The 16,807-nt window shown below is 55.5% G+C and carries 15 protein-coding genes; 8 read left to right on the forward strand and 7 right to left on the reverse strand.

Translation table 11 applies throughout. The features are described from left to right. The first annotated feature begins 75 nt into the window (after positions 1–75). Positions 76–771: a toll/interleukin-1 receptor domain-containing protein gene (locus tag H8K03_10970; protein ID UVT18370.1), complete on the forward strand. Its 696-nt coding sequence runs from the start codon at positions 76–78 to the stop codon at positions 769–771. 623 nt (positions 772–1,394) lie between these two features. Here the strand turns inward: H8K03_10970 and H8K03_10975 are convergent. From H8K03_10975 to H8K03_11000, 6 genes are all read right to left on the reverse strand, one after another. Beyond that, positions 1,395–1,706: a hypothetical protein gene (locus tag H8K03_10975; protein ID UVT18371.1), complete on the reverse strand. Its 312-nt coding sequence runs from the start codon at positions 1,704–1,706 to the stop codon at positions 1,395–1,397. Between the two features lie 196 nt (positions 1,707–1,902). After that, positions 1,903–2,217, reverse strand: a complete 315-nt coding sequence (locus tag H8K03_10980) for a co-chaperone GroES (GenBank protein ID UVT18372.1) — start codon at positions 2,215–2,217, stop codon at positions 1,903–1,905. Positions 2,218–2,345: 128 nt separating this feature from the next. Next, the gene (locus H8K03_10985; GenBank protein UVT18373.1) at positions 2,346–2,777 is read right to left on the reverse strand and encodes a hypothetical protein; all 432 of its coding nucleotides are present in this window, start codon (positions 2,775–2,777) and stop codon (positions 2,346–2,348) included. Positions 2,778–2,798: 21 nt separating this feature from the next. After that, positions 2,799–3,011, reverse strand: coding sequence for a hypothetical protein (locus H8K03_10990; protein ID UVT18374.1), 213 nt, complete (start codon positions 3,009–3,011; stop codon positions 2,799–2,801). A 115-nt stretch (positions 3,012–3,126) separates the two neighbouring features. Beyond that, on the reverse strand, positions 3,127–3,624 hold the full coding sequence (locus tag H8K03_10995; GenBank protein ID UVT18375.1) for an ATPase: 498 nt from the start codon (positions 3,622–3,624) through the stop codon (positions 3,127–3,129). Positions 3,625–4,280: 656 nt separating this feature from the next. After that, complete coding sequence (locus H8K03_11000) at positions 4,281–4,736, reverse strand: CBS domain-containing protein (GenBank protein ID UVT18376.1); 456 nt, start codon at positions 4,734–4,736, stop codon at positions 4,281–4,283. 618 nt (positions 4,737–5,354) lie between these two features. On the opposite strand from H8K03_11000, the gene H8K03_11005 reads away from it, so the two are divergent. Next, positions 5,355–6,008 (forward strand): hypothetical protein, encoded by a 654-nt coding sequence (locus H8K03_11005; protein UVT18377.1) that lies wholly within the window; start codon positions 5,355–5,357, stop codon positions 6,006–6,008. 575 nt (positions 6,009–6,583) lie between these two features. On the opposite strand, the gene glgP is transcribed toward H8K03_11005, so the two are convergent. Next, positions 6,584–8,344, reverse strand: coding sequence for an alpha-glucan family phosphorylase (glgP, locus tag H8K03_11010; GenBank protein UVT18378.1), 1,761 nt, complete (start codon positions 8,342–8,344; stop codon positions 6,584–6,586). 892 nt (positions 8,345–9,236) lie between these two features. Here glgP and H8K03_11015 point away from each other — a divergent pair. From H8K03_11015 to H8K03_11040, 6 genes are all read left to right on the forward strand, one after another. After that, positions 9,237–9,458, forward strand: coding sequence for a hypothetical protein (locus H8K03_11015; GenBank protein ID UVT18379.1), 222 nt, complete (start codon positions 9,237–9,239; stop codon positions 9,456–9,458). Between the two features lie 27 nt (positions 9,459–9,485). Further along, the gene (locus tag H8K03_11020; GenBank protein UVT18380.1) at positions 9,486–9,908 is read left to right on the forward strand and encodes a hypothetical protein; all 423 of its coding nucleotides are present in this window, start codon (positions 9,486–9,488) and stop codon (positions 9,906–9,908) included. A gap of 22 nt (positions 9,909–9,930) precedes the next feature. Further along, a complete protein-coding gene (locus H8K03_11025; GenBank protein UVT18381.1) occupies positions 9,931–10,425 on the forward strand; it encodes a PH domain-containing protein in 495 nt (164 codons plus the stop codon). A 225-nt stretch (positions 10,426–10,650) separates the two neighbouring features. Next, positions 10,651–13,254 (forward strand): ATP-dependent chaperone ClpB, encoded by a 2,604-nt coding sequence (gene clpB, locus H8K03_11030; GenBank protein UVT18382.1) that lies wholly within the window; start codon positions 10,651–10,653, stop codon positions 13,252–13,254. 115 nt (positions 13,255–13,369) lie between these two features. Further along, positions 13,370–15,781: a phosphoenolpyruvate synthase gene (gene ppsA, locus H8K03_11035; GenBank protein UVT18383.1), complete on the forward strand. Its 2,412-nt coding sequence runs from the start codon at positions 13,370–13,372 to the stop codon at positions 15,779–15,781. A 92-nt stretch (positions 15,782–15,873) separates the two neighbouring features. Continuing rightward, positions 15,874–16,806 (forward strand): DnaJ domain-containing protein, encoded by a 933-nt coding sequence (locus H8K03_11040; protein UVT18384.1) that lies wholly within the window; start codon positions 15,874–15,876, stop codon positions 16,804–16,806. Position 16,807 lies beyond the last annotated feature (1 nt).

A 16,807-nucleotide genomic window follows, 5' to 3' on the forward strand; every position in this document is an offset into this window, starting at 1 on the left:
ATATGAACTACGGGCAACCCTGCTGACTCATTGCTAGGATTCTTGTACCCCTCGGACTCCTGTCGAGATAGTCATATGCGGATTTTTATTTCTTATGCAAGTGAGCATCGTCAGATTGCGGACCGGCTCGCGCTGGGACTACGCGGTGAAGGGCATGAGGTCTTTTTAGATCGCGATCAGCTCCCTCCGGGAGAGCCTTACGACTCTCGTATCCGTGAAGCCATCAACTTGTGCGATTTGATGGTGTTCTTAATTAGCCCTGAATCGGTGGCTCAGGGATCATACGCCCTTACCGAGATGGGATTCGCCCGGGAAAAATGGAATAGTCCCGCAGGACACGTCCTCCCGGTTCTTGTCGCCCATACAAAAATTGACGACGTACCACCCTACTTACGTGCGGTGACCATCCTGTCCCCTTCGGGCGAGTTGATCGCAGAAGTACTTGGTCAGATCGCTAAGTTCTCTGGACGCCAAAATGTCATACTGGCCGGACTCAGCGAAGATGCGAAAAGCCTTTTGGAGGCAAGCGATGGACAAATTGGCTTTCTGCAGTTTGGGATGGGTGCGTCCGTCGTAGCAGGGGATACAGAATTCATGATAGATCCAAGGAGCCATCGCGAACAAGTCCGCTGGAAAGCGGCCATTGACGAACTTATCATGAATAAGTTACTCGAAAATCCTACTAGCCCACGTGCTGAGTTTTTCACGATGACGAAACGCGGTTACGACGTTGCTGACGAGATCAGGGCCAAGACCAAAACCAAACCATAGGAACGGTGTTGGCCGGTTACAGGTTGTTTTCCTGATGGCTCACCAAAGAGCTCGAACTCTGCAGGCGCGTGCATGCCTGGCTACAGCAGTCCCGTCACTCGGTTCCCAGACGGTTCCCACGGTAGCGGAAGTTTTAGTGGTGGTTCGTAAACCTGCGGAAAATGGTGGGCCGTGTAGGGGTCGAACCTACGGCCCGCTGATTAAGAGAGCAAACAGGCCATTTTAACAAAGGGTCGCTGTTACACTGGCTTCTCCATTTTTCTTTTAGTAATCGATTGCTTGAGCGGTTTCTATTTATTCGATTAGTTCTACTGAGATCGGTCGTTTGCGGAGATTTCTAGCACAATTTTAGCACAGCAAAGGGGCTGGACCTGTGAGGGATCCTTGCCATTCGCGCCAGTTAATATCTTCTCAGAATCCCAACAGCCTTCGAGCATCATTGATTCATGACAGGGAAGTTTGTATCTTGTCGATTCCTCCTGGTATCCACTTCCAGCGGTTCCACCGTCTTGGTCTACAGTTTTGGCAGACTCGACGAACGACCCCTATGTGAATGGTCCGGCAGCGCGCTTCTACTCCACTTTGCCATGCCCACGTCGCCCAAGAATTCGAGCCTCACCTCGTTACAGGATGACTTCGCAGGGTTGCAGAAAGACTTTGAGCGGGATCTCAAGCCCACGGTATCCGTGAATATGCCCGCCATGTATCTCTTTCACGGCGTTCAGCACCTGTGTCATGTGAATGTGATCATCTTCGAGCGCGACCATGAACAACGTATTGCGATCGATCGAGCCACCGGTTCCGGAGACCGTCCCGGTCTGGCCTCTGCCTCCCACACCCGTGATCATCGTGTAGCCCTTGATTCCCAGGTTCTGAAACAAGGCAAGGATCTCCTCTTCAAGTTTCTCCCCACAGACAATCTGCAGCATCTTCATGATCGTGCTCCTGGACCGCTGTGCCGTTGGCCGGCCGGTCCTTGATAGGGTGGTCTTCCTGCCAGGCTATGTTGTTCGGCCACGTTGTGCCTGCCCTGCTCAAACGACGAGGCAGAAATCGGAGTCAGCGTCAGATGTCCGGGGGTGAAGTCAGGCTTCGATGTGCGCGCCATTCTCTCTCTGTGAAGACTGTCAATTACTGAAGATAGCCCAAGACATCCTCTTCACGAACAAGCACTAACGCGTCATCCTCACCCTCCACTTCTCTGGCGGCGTGTTTATCGTACAGGATACGCTCGCCCGGCTTGAGGGTGGTCTTCACAAAGGTCTTCTTCTTGACCTTTTCCTTCGAATCCTTGTCCTCGACAAAGTGGCCAGCCCCCACGGCGAGGACCTCTCCTTCCTCCGGTTTCTCTTGCGCGGTGTCCGGGATGATAATGCCGCTAGCGCTCTTCTCCCTCGGTTCGCTGGTCCTGATCAAAACCCAATCGTGCAAGGGTTGTAATTTCATCGACGTCCGTCCTTTCATTCACGCGTGGAGTATACACGAAGCCGGGAAGAATCATGAGAGGGTAGGAGTAGACATGCCGCATATGAGTCCCAAGAGCATGGAAAGGCCATCGCAACGGAGCGCACATCCTATTTCTTCTTTTTGCAAATCTCGACGATCGCTTGAACCTCACCATCTCTTGGGTTCACCATCAACAACATGCCCTTATGCTCCAGGTCTCTCTTAAACAAGGTGGCATAACTATCATCGCGACGTTCCTCGATCGTGGTGTCGCCGCTTTGGCGATCGTATGAACTTTCGAGAACAAATGCATCCACAGTCTGCGTGCCATTTGCCCGCGCCTTACTGGTGACTCGCCAATAGAGGTTCTCTGGATCAAGCATCCCTTTTGATTTTTCCAGGATGACGTTAGGACAAAGCTTCGTCCCTTTGGCCACCTTGACATACTCGCCTTTATCCACGATTTGAGCGAAGCCTGACAGGGGCAATCCAATAATGATGGTAAGAACCAGCAGCCACCCGAACATGCGATCTTCCTTCGTGAAAGCGTATGAAGACATCTGTGGGCGATCCAGACAGACTTAAACAGAACCGGCTAATGCACGCGCTTCAGATGTTCGGTCATTCGAAGATTTTCGGTCAAGAATCGCCAACAGGACTTTCTTGTTCTTTTGCAAGTCTTGCCGCATGGTCTGGTTGTCCGTGTGACCAACCTCGGTACCGAGGTCCGAGATGGCACTTGTGACCGCCCCCAACAATACCTCCTGCTCCTCAGGTGTCAGCGTCAGCTGCATAGTATCCTCCTGCATGAGCCCCACTCCTTATGCACACATAGACTGAAAAGGAGCCCAGGCAGAGCCTCCTCTGCCTCAGTCGATCGGCAGAGAGGTGTGGTTCTTACCTATCCACTTAGCTCTCCCAGTTCGCCCGAAGCAGATCTTCCTTCTCTTCATACCGACAGGTGAATATGCCATGATGCGCGTGATGCAGAGCCTCGCCGATGCGCCGTGCGAGATGGGGGTCGGTCGTGGTGATGACCATCCCACCCGGGGCTTCGGCCTGGTCCTCGATCTTGATAATTCGCGCCAGTGGATGTTCGGCTTTGATGCGGGCCTCTTCATTGCGGGCAAGCCCAAGCACTTCGTCTCGATGCTTGGCGACAAACTCGCCGGTGAGCAGGAGCACCCCGCTCGGCACGCCATCCCCTATCCGTGCACACGCAGGACACATCACCTCGTGACTGTCCGAGGGGACAGGATCCCAGGTCCACCGGCCTTTGTGATACACCGCTTTGCATTCAGGGCAGACCGACGGCTCCCGGAGTTTGCCCTTCGCCTTGTACTGGTCATGCTTCAAAGGGTGAACCGACCGATCTTTCATATCTCGAGGGAGATGTGACGGCAACATAACAGCTCCTTTATTCGCTTCGTGTATGGATCGCCTCATACTTCGGACATGCTACCAAGCCCCAGGGGGTCGGTCGTAACACGAAGGTGACTGATACCGAACTACTTCAATCCCACACTAGGAGTGCATGTCTAGTGCCACAGGCGGAGGTCAATTTTGTATTACCCGCGCTAAGGCTAAGCGAGGGAAACGGCAACGATCCTTCGCAAGTAGAGACGCTAATCCATAGCTGCTAAGCCAGTCCGCACAGGCGAGGTACGTCGCGCCGCCAACTTCGCCATTGAGAGCAGCGTGAACCGTGCGGCTACGATTCCTACAGCCATTATAATCAGCAAATGGGACGTGCTATCGGATGGTGCCCGCGGAGCGCCACAATTCAATATCGGTTGCACTGGCTGGTGCATTGGCACTAGTGGGGCGATTATTATCGTTGAGATGCCAACCACAGACTGTCGACTATTATGCCGTGCATCTGGCCGTTGAGCTCAATGAGCATTTTATGCATGGCCCACGGTTGTGGCGGCAGGTGGGGTGAACTGTTGCAGCACACGAAGACATAACTCCGCCGCCAGTTTACGCGTAGACGTCAGTGCCCTCGTTGGACCCAATTTAGGAGGTAACACCCCCTGGTTCCAATTTATCCTTCTCGATACCGCTTAATCTTCTCCTGACGTGCCGAGGCCAACCCACGCTCGCAAAAGATCGTGTCGTGTCACAGAATACGCAACCCTCCCATCCTTCATCACAGGAAGATTCAGCAAGCGCTTCTCCTCCATCGTTTTCACCGCTTCTTCGATCGTGGTCTGGGCCGTGACGGCGATTCGATCGTGAACCATGATGTCTTCTGCGGTCAGCTTCGAAAGATCCTTGCCGGCCTCCAACGCCCGGAGGACATCGAATTCGCTGATGAATCCAATGAACTCGTTTTGATCATCGACCACCGGCGCGCCGGGAGTATGAGTGGACAGTAATTCCAGAGCCACGAGCATCCCATTTTGGCCGGCGTGTAAGATCAGAGTATTCGTCCCCCTTATCTGCCCAACCTTGCGTAATCCTCCGGCCGGCACTCCTGGTAGTTCCCACCTTGTCATCTTGTGCTCTTCCTTCCGCATGTGACTCTCCTTTCAGTTTCACCTTGCTTGATGGTGTGTGGCTGTGAGGACGGCAGCTGGCCCGCGCGGGGCATGTTAGCTACGCATAAAGCGAAGAGCATGCCATGGAGATCTAACGAGAATTCTGGTATTGAGAGGACAGAGTGCCGCGAGATTTGAGGTGAAACTCCTCACGCGGAAGGGCACCGAATGAGGCATTTTGCAACAAAAGGCTGTTCCCATGCGGATCAGTGCACTGACCAGTATTTCGCGAACATCTGTTAAGACTTACCATTCTCACCGAAATGTAACATCACATGCAGCTCCGGAAAATGACCAGCCGCGTCACTGACACCTACCGAAGGCTATTATCATCGTCCCCACGGTGGTGTGTTTGTTCTCGCCTATACGCGTGTGAAAATCGGGAAAGGAGCATGGAAATTTCCAGACTCCCCACTGCTCTGGTCAATAGACTCTCGCCATTGACGAGCCTTGGTTTTCGATGAAGGGTAATTCGAAGTCGGATTGTGCCGTACCCCTTTTGAATGCTAGATTTTAAAAGGGGGTAGGACAGAAAGTGGGCCATATGGCGAGGGGTAATGTGAAGAGTATGTGAAGGACATTTCACAGGCGCAGGGAATGCGTCCTTCTACGCGTCAATCTCGATCTGCGATCCACTTCAGATTGGGAGTATGGTACGCGCTTCTGTACCTAGCGGCGAGTGCGGTCTTTCCTCCCCACGTCCTGGCCGGAGTATTGGACCAACTTGTTGACTTGACCGACAAAGCGGCTCAGGTCGTGGTCACTCTCAAAGGCCGCGACAACTTCAATAGCGAGTATCTGTACGATGTGAGTGTGAAGAACTTGTCGTCCGATTCTTTGGTGGGAGGGTCGCTCATCATTGTTCTTGACAAGATCACCAATATCGGTGGCGACGAATGGTCGGCGGGCACGAGCGAATCAAACCTGACACGCATGGAGATCCTGGGGCAAGATGGCGAGACAGCCGACGGTAAGCCTTACTTTCTGATCCCTCGCGGATCCGGTCCAGATCTGCCACCCTACACTGAAAGTAGTCCTGCTACCGTGCGCATTCGCAATAAAGACTATCTCATCGTGTTCACTCCGTTTTTTCGTGTGTATGGACTGAAACGGCCGCCCGTTTCGTCGAAACCGAAGGAGCCGGTGCCGGCATTGCCTTCAGCTATGACCCCCACCGATAAGCTTATTCAACTACTCATCCGGAAAGGCCTGCTCTCTGAAGAAGAAGGACGTACGCTTTATCCACAATGACCCATCCCGGAGGAATGGAATTCATGGAGACAGTTGGTATGATCGGTTCCCACAGCATTGCTCAGAGTCGACAGACCGCTATATCATAGTGGGTAGCCACCTATTGACGAGAATCCAGAGAACAACCAAGATGATGCAATGGTTTCGAGCATAGAGCAAATCCGGCAGGCATTGGAATTGAGGCTGTTGTCTACAACCACGACGGGTCAGTCTAGGCGTCCGATGAGAGCTGGATGCTCGCAGAGATTGGCAAAGAGCATTTCAAGCTTGGCCACGCGCCGGTTCTTACGACCGGCCAACACTCTCGCGGTGGCACCCAATGCAATGGGTCCGTCCCTCCGAAAGACGCGAGTGACGTAGCCACACATCGCCGTACGGTCATGGTTGGCTCAAGCCAAGCCTCACATGGAAGGTCTCGGAAACACTCGCCGTAATTATTTATTTCATTGACACTCTGCAGTTCCCGATACATCCTGTCCAACAACGCACTCTTGCCACCAGTGAGCGGCACATCCTCAACCCGATTTCCTCGAACCAGTGAATCCATGGCCTGCCTGTCGTCCCGACGACCACGATCATCCTGCTTCGTCCCTCATGTGCGACCGGTCAGGCTGCAAGGGCTCCACAGGCTCATCCGGAAGACGGTACGCATTGTAGACATATTGGCTCATCATCCGATGCGTGTTGAAGAAGCCGCCGTTCAGTGCGATCGTGTGCCGCATGATGCCCACGAATCGCGAACGATCCTCATAGAAGCAGGGTGCCACCTTTTTCGCCAGCTTGTCATAGAGCGCGTCGGCATGGCAGGCATCCATCCCCGAGGCTGGGATCAGGCAGGCGTCGACGCCCTCGCCGATCGACCAGCCCGTGACATCTTCAACATGTCCCTCGATCCACCAGCCGTCGAGCACGCTGAGGCTGGGTACGCCATTGATCGCCGCCTTCATGCCGCTCGTCCCAGAGGCTTCCAGCGGTGGGATTGGCGTGTTCAGCCACACGTCCACCCCGGCGCAGACCTGCCTGGCCAAAGCCATGTCGTAGTTGGCCAGGTATGCGACAGGGATCACGCCCTTGAGAGCTTCGCGCATAGTGTGGATCTGCCGAATCACTTCTTTGCCGTCATGGTCTCTCGGATGGGCCTTCCCGGCGAATACAATCTGCAGGCGGCCCACCTGCGCGACGACCCGCCTCAGCCGGTCCAGATCGCGAAACATCAACGTCCAGCGCTTGTAGCCGGTCGCTCGCCGGGCAAAGCCGAGGGTTAGCACATCGTGATCGAAGCCTGCGTTAGTCCCACGGTTAACGGCATCCACCAAGGCGCGCTTGGCGTCCATATGCGCCTCCCAGATTTCCGCCTCGGGAATACTCACTGCGTAGCGCAGCGACAACTGATCGCGGCGCCAGTCCGGAAGAAGCCGGTCGTAGAGCGCTTGAAACGACGGCGCGGCCCAGGTCACCGCATGCACGCCGTTCGTGATAGAGCGGATCGGATATCCGGGGAACAGAGTCCGCGATACCTCCCCATGTTTCATGGCCACGCCGTTGATGAACCGGGAACAGCGCAGTGCCACATCGGTCAGGTTGACATTCTGGTCCTGCCCACAGGCCTTGAGCCAACCAACCCGGCGCTCGCCGACGACGTGTCGGACCAAATCGAGTGAAAACTGGTCATGCCCGGCCGGCACCGGCGTGTGGGTAGTGAAAACACAGCGGGCGGCGACGGTTTCAATCGCTTCAGGCGACGGGGCGATACTTTCTCCGCGCTGCGCGAGCTGCTCCTCCAGCAACGCGAGGATCAAGAGGGCCGCGTGCCCTTCGTTCAGATGGAACCGTGTAATCACCTGGTACCCCAGAGCCCGCAGCATTCGGATGCCGCCGAGACCCAAAACCGCTTCCTGTCGAAGGCGGTACGAGTCATCCCCCCCGTACAGGTGATCCGTCAAGGTTCGGTCCTCGGGGGCGTTCTCCTTCAGATTGCTGTCGAGGAGATATACGGGTACGATATGTCCCGCAACCCCCTTGAACTGATACCGCCAGGTGCGGATTTGTACGGGCCGGTCCTCGAGGGTAACTGTCACGTGAGGCTCCATTGGTTCGAGAAAATCATCCACGGACCATGAGACCGGCTCCTCGGATTGGCGACCGAGGGAGTCCACCCGTTGATAGAAGTAGCCGCGTCGATGCAATAACGTGACACCCACCATGGGAATGCCGAGATCAGCTGCCGCCCGGAGCGTATCCCCGGCTAGGACCCCAAGTCCTCCTGAATAAGTAGGAATCGAAGACTCGAGGGCAATCTCCATCGAGAAATAGGCCACCAGAAGCATCCTGTCCATACGCGAGTCTCTCATCGAAATTTCCGGTTGCTTAACCATTTATCGCCCTTCCCGATGTCACCTTCCCGGATTCAGCCTCTCCTTGTGGTCCGTCCAGATCTGTGCATCACAAGCGACCGCCATCAGGACTAAAAATACCATGAGTTGGGACACGATCTCATGCAAGTCAAGCCAAGGAATGGTGCAAAAGTTGGCTAAAACCCGACTATATTATTTCCAATTTCTCTAACTTGCCCAACGCTGTCCGGTTCTTCGAGGATCAGTGATTCATAGTGCACTGATCTGGCGAGTTTGGGTATGCCATGAGCAGCGCTTAACCCGTCGTATCTTGGATCAACTTACCTAAACTGTCGGGCAAAATGTCATTCACTAATGTAAGAAGAGACGGGCAAGAATCGTGGCCATGAGAGGCGAGCCCAACTCTTTGATACTGACCTTCCGCCATTGACGAAACGGCCGGCATTGAAGGGTGAGCTCCTGTGAGGAGATCCGCTACAAAGATCAACTCCATGATGTCGCCAAAGGGCACAGGCATCCCCAGGCCCGAGAGTTCTGGGCCATTCTTTTTTAGATTCGACACTCCAACAGCCAGCCGATGTCGGCGAGTTTGTTCTGCAAACACTCACCAACCCTCATTCAAAGAAAAGTGAAAACGCTCCGGCACTCCAATTGCTCCTTCAAGCCGCGGCGAAGGATTTTTCCCTTAACTGAGGAGGTAGCGGTCGGAATCGAGTTACTTACTCTCACCACGACGGGATGGTACGCAGCGATGCGTTGATCCATCTTTTCTGCGCGGAAACATTAGGCATCTCATCAGGCAAACCGTGCGCGTTCATCAAGAAAGTGCCGTGACGACTGAGAGAGGAAGGTGCCATGACGGTTTCACGCGTATGTGGAAGAAGCAGCCGGAAAGCTGGGGGTGGCTGCGCGGCAGATCGCGCTGGCGCATGAAGGCCCCGACACATGTGAGAACCAGAACGCCTGTCTGGAAGCGGTCACGGCCTACTGCGAGGCCCTTGCCGACATCCATACCTTTAATAACAAGTCCATTCACGAGAAACTACACGAGTTGGCGGGACGGATAGGTTTGAGAAAGCTTCCGTCCTCGTCCTAGACATACGAGACGATGTTATGCACTAACATGAGGCCGTTGCGTCTTGCAGTCATCGGAGTCGGGAGGGTCGGACAGCCCTCCGCGGGTCTCATCGCTCTGAGCCATGACCTCACGCTTGGGGCATTCGTTCGTCGTCCAGTCTGTGGAGCGGAAGGACTGCGCGACCACCTCCGGCGCATTCCGCTGGTGAACCATGTGGGTCAGGACCTGGAAAGCCTCCCTTCAGTCGAACAAGAAGGACGGGGTGTCGTCCTCGACCGGCGAGTTTTTTCACAACGGTTCGGTCGCCAGCACTTCGTGTTGGAGAGGCGTTTCGATGAAGCAGCGGTGCTCCCCGAAGTCATGCTCGCGGCGGCCCGTGCTCCGGCAGACGTTGACCCCGGCGCCTATTCTCTTGTGGACCTTCCCCTCAGTCCCGTGTGGAGCGAACGGACCGACAAGGAAGAGTGAGAATGGCTCTAATGGCGATGCGATGACGGCATTGCTCACAGAAAAGCGGAAGGCAGAACTTCCAGTGGTCTGGGCGGCCTTTCCCTCATGGGCACAGTTCAGTTGGCTCTACCTCTTGAGCGCCCTATCCGCTTTACGTGGCACGCTGTTTCATAGATTCGGCGTGAGCGGGTGGGATATGTGGGTAGTAGGAGCAGGGAGCCTGCTTGCCTGCGCCGCTATCCTGCGGCACTGGCCACACTACGAACTCACGAGGGATCAAATCATGATGCGCAACGGCTATACGAGACACGAGATTCAATCTATTCTCTTAACCGAGGTGGGAAACATAGAGGTACGACAAGACGTGATGGATGATTTCTTTGGGATCGGCACGGTGCTCGTTCAAGCTCGAAGCAGCGACCGAGTGCTGTCTCTGCGAGGCGTGAGCGATCCAGAACAGGTCAGGATCCGCATCGAAGCCGAAGCTTGGAAGCATCATCAAGCTGCAACGAATTCACAGCCAGTGAGTGCGTGATCGAGATAGGCGGTCACGGAATGATTATTGTCCGTCATCAGCCATGATCGAGTGACAGACATAGGAGAGGCGCAGGATGTGCTGTGAGGTCCTCTAAAGCAACGTTCAACTCCCTGTCGGTCTGGGACGACGGAGCCTTTCCCTTGCGCTCGATGATTGGCTGGAAGCGGAAGAGATCTTTTCGGACACTCGCATCTAGAAAGAGCGCAACGTTGGGAGGGACGTATGGACATGAACCGCATGACACTGAAGCTTCAGGAGGCACTGCAGGCAGCCTCAGCCCACGCGACGCGCCGAAGCCATCAAGGCATGGACATCGAGCACCTGCTGCTCGCGCTGATGGAGCAAGAGACGGGTCTGACGGGTCCGCTGCTAGAACAGGCGGGGGTCTCTCCGGCCGCGGTACTGAAGGCCGCCGAGGCGACCTTAAACAAGCTTCCACAGGTGCAGGGATCTGGCTCCGCGCCCGAACAGATCTATGTGACGCAGCGCTTATCGCACGTGCTGACCCAGGCCGAACAGGAGATGCGAGGACTACACGATGAATACGTGAGCGTTGAGCATGTCCTTCTCGCGATGGTGGGAGAAGGGGGTATTTTTAGACAGCTCGGATTAACCCGCGATCGGCTGTTATCCGCGCTTCAACAAATACGGGGGAATCAACGGGTGACCAGTCAGGATCCTGAAAGCACCTATCAAGCGCTTGAAAAGTATGGTCGTGATCTCACCAGATTAGCCGGACAAGGCAAGCTGGACCCGGTTGTGGGACGGGATGAAGAAATCAGACGGGTGATTCAGATCCTGTCCCGACGGACGAAAAATAATCCGGTGCTCATTGGTGAGCCCGGGGTGGGGAAGACGGCGATTGTGGAGGGATTAGCCCAGCGAATTGTCAAAGGAGATGTGCCCGAAGGCCTGAAGCACAAACGCCTCATCGTGCTGGACATGGGAGCCTTGATCGCTGGAGCCAAGTATCGTGGGGAATTCGAGGAGCGCCTCAAGGCGGTCCTTAAGGAGGTCCTGTCGGGCCATGGGCAGATTTTGATGTTCATCGATGAGTTGCACACCGTCGTTGGGGCGGGCGCAGCTGAAGGCGCGATGGATGCGGCCAACATTCTCAAACCCATGCTGGCCCGTGGTGAACTGCATATGATCGGGGCGACTACACTCGATGAGTACCGCAAGCATATTGAAAAGGATGCTGCGCTCGAACGCCGGTTTCAGCCGGTCTTGATCGGTGAACCGACGGTTGAGGACACGATCTCGATCCTACGAGGGCTCAAAGAGCGATACGAAATCCACCACGGTGTGCGTATCAAAGATGCCGCACTGATCGCAGCCACCCGATTATCGCACCGATATATTACAGACCGTTTCTTGCCAGACAAGGCCATTGACCTCATGGATGAGGCGGCCGCGCGCCTCCGGACTGAGATCGACAGTCTGCCGGCAGAGTTGGATGAGATCTCGCGGAAGGTTCTGCAGTTGGAGATTGAGCGGGAGGCCCTCCGCAAGGAAACCGACCCCGCCAGCCGTGCACGATTAGAGGCGCTCGAAGAGGAGCTGGCCGAAAAGGTGCGCGATCGGGATGTGCTGAAGACCCACTGGGAAACAGAGAAAGTTTCTGTCGGTCGCCTGCATAAGCTTCGGCAACAGATCGAAGGCATGAAACAGGAGATGGAACGGGCCGAGCGGGCGTACGACCTGAATCGAGTCGCAGAATTGCGGTATGGCGAATTGCCAAAGCTGGAGCGGCAACTCACCGCAGAGGAGCAGCACCTGGCGAAGAAGCAAAACGGACACCGGTTGCTGAAGGAGGAAGTGGATGAAGAGGACATTGCGGAGGTCGTCAGCCGCTGGACCGGCATTCCCGTCGCTCGTCTGGTGCTAGGTGAGATGGAGAAACTGCTGCATCTGCAGGACCTCTTGCACAAGCGTGTGGTCGGTCAGGAGGAGGCGGTTCGAGCTGTTGCAGATGCTGTGATACGTGCTCGGTCGGGGATCAAGGATCCTTCCCGGCCGATCGGCTCATTTCTGTTCCTCGGTCCAACCGGCGTTGGAAAAACAGAGCTCGGCCGCGCCTTGGCTGCCACACTCTTCGATGATGAAGCGAATCTCATTCGCATTGATATGTCTGAATATATGGAGAAACACACCGTCGCTCGGCTCATCGGCGCTCCGCCCGGCTATGTAGGGTATGAGGAAGGCGGCCAACTCACTGAGGCGGTCCGGCGTCGTCCATTTTCCGTGGTTCTGTTCGACGAAATCGAAAAGGCGCACCATGACGTGTTCAACATGTTGCTCCAGGTGATGGATGACGGCCGACTCACCGACTCGCATGGCCGCACCGTGGATTTCAAGAATACAGTACTCATCATGACCTCGAACATCGGAAGTCAGGACATCCTGGAGGCCCAGCAGCGACAGGTGCCGTATGAGGAGATGAAGAAGGTGGCCATGTCCGACCTTCGCCGGCTCTTCAGGCCAGAATTTTTGAACCGCGTTGATGAGACGGTGGTGTTCCATCCACTCTCCACGGCGCAGTTGGTCGCGATTGTGGACATCCAATTGGCTCGCTTGGAAAAGCGTTTGGCCGAGCGGAGGATTGCTCTTGAACTCACGGCTCAGGCGAAGGCTGACCTCGCTCAACGCGGCTATGATCCCGTGTACGGTGCGCGCCCACTGAAGCGATTAATCCAGCAGGATCTTGAAACACCGATCGGTTATGCACTCGTGAAGGGGGAGCTACGAGACGGCGATATGGCTCATGTGGACTTCAAAGACGGGAAGATCGTGCTGATTCCAACGGTCCGGCCTCAAGTCGCGTAAACGAAGCAAGGACGCACCGGAAGGACTTGGCGATGTCATCCTCAGGGGCGGGATGAAAAATTCAACACTCAAAATGAGAATTCCTTGAACAACATTCCAGATGGTGAGGTGCTCTATGGCAGTGGTCACGCATGCCGTGTCGTCGATCCGCTGGTTCGAAGAAATCGGCATTGAGGATATTCCGCTCGTCGGAGGAAAAAACGCCTCGCTGGGTGAGATGTACCGCGAACTTGCACCCCAGGGAGTTAAGGTGTCGAACGGGTTTGCCATTACCGCAGACGCCTATCGAGAGTTTCTCCGAGGGACGAAGCTGGATAGGACAATCGAAGAGATTCTTCAAAGCCTAAATACGCAGGACCTCGCCAATTTGCGGCAGCGAGGTCGGCACGTGCGGGAAGCGATTCTCGCAGCGAAGCTACCGGCACACCTCCAGCAGGCAATCTCCGAAGCGTACGTTCGGCTCAGCGGCGGGAGTCACGATCTTGTGGACGTGGCGGTCCGGAGCAGTGCGACAGCCGAAGATCTCCCGGATGCGAGCTTCGCTGGCCAGCAGGAAACTTACCTCAATGTCCAAGGACCTCAGGCGTTGCTGGACGCGTGCAAACGGTGTTTTGCCTCGCTGTTTACCGATCGTGCCATTTCGTACCGAGTGGACAAGGAGTTCGGCCATCTGAAGATCGCGTTGTCCATCGGCGTACAACGAATGGTCCGCTCCGATCTGGCGACGTCAGGCGTTATGTTTTCCATCGATACCGAAACGGGATTCAAGGATGCCGTCTTGATCAACGCGGCCTATGGCTTGGGAGAAAATGTGGTCCAGGGTGCGGTGAATCCGGACGAGTACTACGTATTTAAGCCGACCCTGAAGCAAGGCTTCCGTCCGATTCTGCAGAAAATGATGGGAACCAAGGAGTTTAAGCTCATCTATGATGTGGGTGGTGGGAAAATGGTCAAAAACGTCCCGGTGCCTCCGGACGACCGCGTCCGGTTTGCCATGGGTGATGATGACATTCTCACACTCGCGCGGTGGGCCTGCGTGATTGAGGACCACTACAGTGCAAAGAAGGGCCGGCCGAGTCCGATGGACATGGAGTGGGCGAAGGACGGGCATACCGGCGAATTGTTCATACTCCAAGCGCGACCGGAAACCGTGCAGTCGCAGAAAGACTGTGACACCATAGAGACCTACCGCTTGAGGCAACGAGGTCAAGCACTGGTGAAAGGGCGAAGTGTCGGGGAGAAGATTGCGTCAGGTCCGGTACGCGTGATCAAGAGTGCCCAGTATCTTCAGCAGTTCAAGGAAGGCGAAGTGTTGGTTACCGATAAGACCGATCCAGACTGGGAGCCGATCATGAAGAAAGCCGCTGCCATTGTAACCAACCGAGGTGGGCGCACCTGCCACGCCGCGATTGTCAGCCGTGAGTTGGGATTGGCAGCCGTGGTGGGGACTGAAAAGGGAACTGAAGTGCTGAAGGACGGACAGATGGTCACTGTGTCAGGTGCCGAGGGAGATATCGGGATCGTCTATGAAGGCAAACTGGCCTTCGACGTGGACCGTGTCATCCTCAAGGGCCTGCAACGTCCCAACACGAAGGTCATGATGAATGTCGGGAACCCAGAGGAAGTGTTCAGCTTGTCGGTTATCCCCAATGACGGCGTCGGCCTCGCACGGGAAGAGTTCATCATCAGTACATACATCAAAGCTCATCCTCTGGCATTGCTGGACTATGACCGACTTGACGACATTGCGGTGAAGGCCGAGATCGATCGGGTGTCCGTGGGCCATCCGGACAAGCCGCAGTTCTTTGTCGACAAGCTCGCCGAGGGCGTGGCGATGATCGCGGCGGCCTTCTATCCCAAAGACGTTATTGTGCGGCTCAGTGACTTCAAGTCTAATGAGTACGCCAACCTCATCGGGGGGAGGCGATATGAACCCACCGAGGAAAATCCCATGCTTGGTTTCCGCGGTGCGTCTCGTTACTACAACCCACGGTATCAGGCGGGCTTTGCCCTGGAGTGCACAGCGATGAAGAAGGTGCGGGAAGAGATGGGACTGATCAATGTTAAACTCATGATTCCGTTCTGCCGTACGGTGGAGGAAGGACGTCTGGTCCTTGCAGAAATGGAGAAGCACGGCCTCAAGCGCGGCGAGAAAGGTCTTGAGGTCTATGTCATGTGCGAAATCCCTAGTAATGTCATTCTTGCTGAACAGTTCGCCGAGGTGTTTGACGGTTTTTCGATCGGCTCCAATGACCTGACCCAGCTCCTGCTCGGTGTGGATCGAGATTCGGAAATCATAGCGTACCTCTTTGATGAGCGAAATCAGGCGGTGAAGTCTATGGTTGCCAGCGTCATCAAAGTTGCGAAGGCGAAGGGGAGAAAGATAGGGATCTGTGGTCAGGCCCCTAGTGATTATCCGGACTTCGCAAAGTTTTTGGTTGAGCAAGGCATTGATAGCATCTCGCTTAATCCCGACGCGGTGATGAAAACCACCGCCATGATTCTGGAACTAGAACAGTCTGTGTGAAGATGACAGAGGTAGGTTCATCTCTACGCCCGATATCGTAATGGCATCAACATCCCCCGACGTGGTCGATTGAACAGCTAGAACGAAGCGACATGGAATTCAAGGACTACTACAAGCTACTCGAGATTGAGCGCACGGCGACGGCCGACGACATCAAAAGCGCATATCGCAAACTGGCACGAAAATATCATCCGGACGTAAGTAAAGAGCCGCAAGCGGAAGCGCGCTTTAAGGAAATCGGCGAGGCTTACGAAGTGCTTCAAGACCCGGAGAAGCGCGCCGCCTACGATCAACTTGGCAATCACTGGCGGGCAGGGCAAGAATTTACCCCTCCGCCAGACTGGGCTGCGGGCTTTGAGTTCACCCCCGGCGGCGCTTCCATGGCGGATGGCACAGACTATAGCGACTTCTTCTCCGCCCTTTTCGGCAACTTCTCGCGTCACAGCGCCTCCACCCGCGCTCATGGCGATGACCATCATGCCAAGATCTTCATTGCTCTTGAAGACGCGTTTCACGGGGGAACACACACGATCACCCTGCGCTCACCCCAGATGAATGCGCAAGGTCAGCTGGTACTTCGGGAGCGGTCGCTCAACATACAGATTCCTAAAGGCATCCGTGCAGGCCAGCACATCCGACTGGCGCGGCAAGGCGCGCCAGGTGCCAACGGAATGCCCGCCGGAGACCTCTATCTCGAGATCTTTTTCCATCCCCACCCTCTGTACCACTTACAAGGCCCCGACCTGATGCTCTCATTGCCGCTTGCACCGTGGGAAGCGGCGCTCGGAGCCACGGTCAAGGCGCCAACCCCGACCGGTGTGCTTGAAGTCAAAATTCCCCCCGGCTCGCAAAGCGGACGAAAGCTAAGACTTAAGGGACGGGGCATCCCCGGCGAACCGGCGGGCGATCTTTATCTTGTCCTAGAAGTGGTTCTTCCGACAGCGGATACGGAGTCGGCACGACAGATCTATCACACCATGGCACGGGAACTGGCCTTCAATCCGCGCCAAGCACTGGGAGTCTAAT

The organism is Nitrospira sp. (assembly GCA_024760545.1).
Lineage (GTDB): Bacteria > Nitrospirota > Nitrospiria > Nitrospirales > Nitrospiraceae > Nitrospira_D.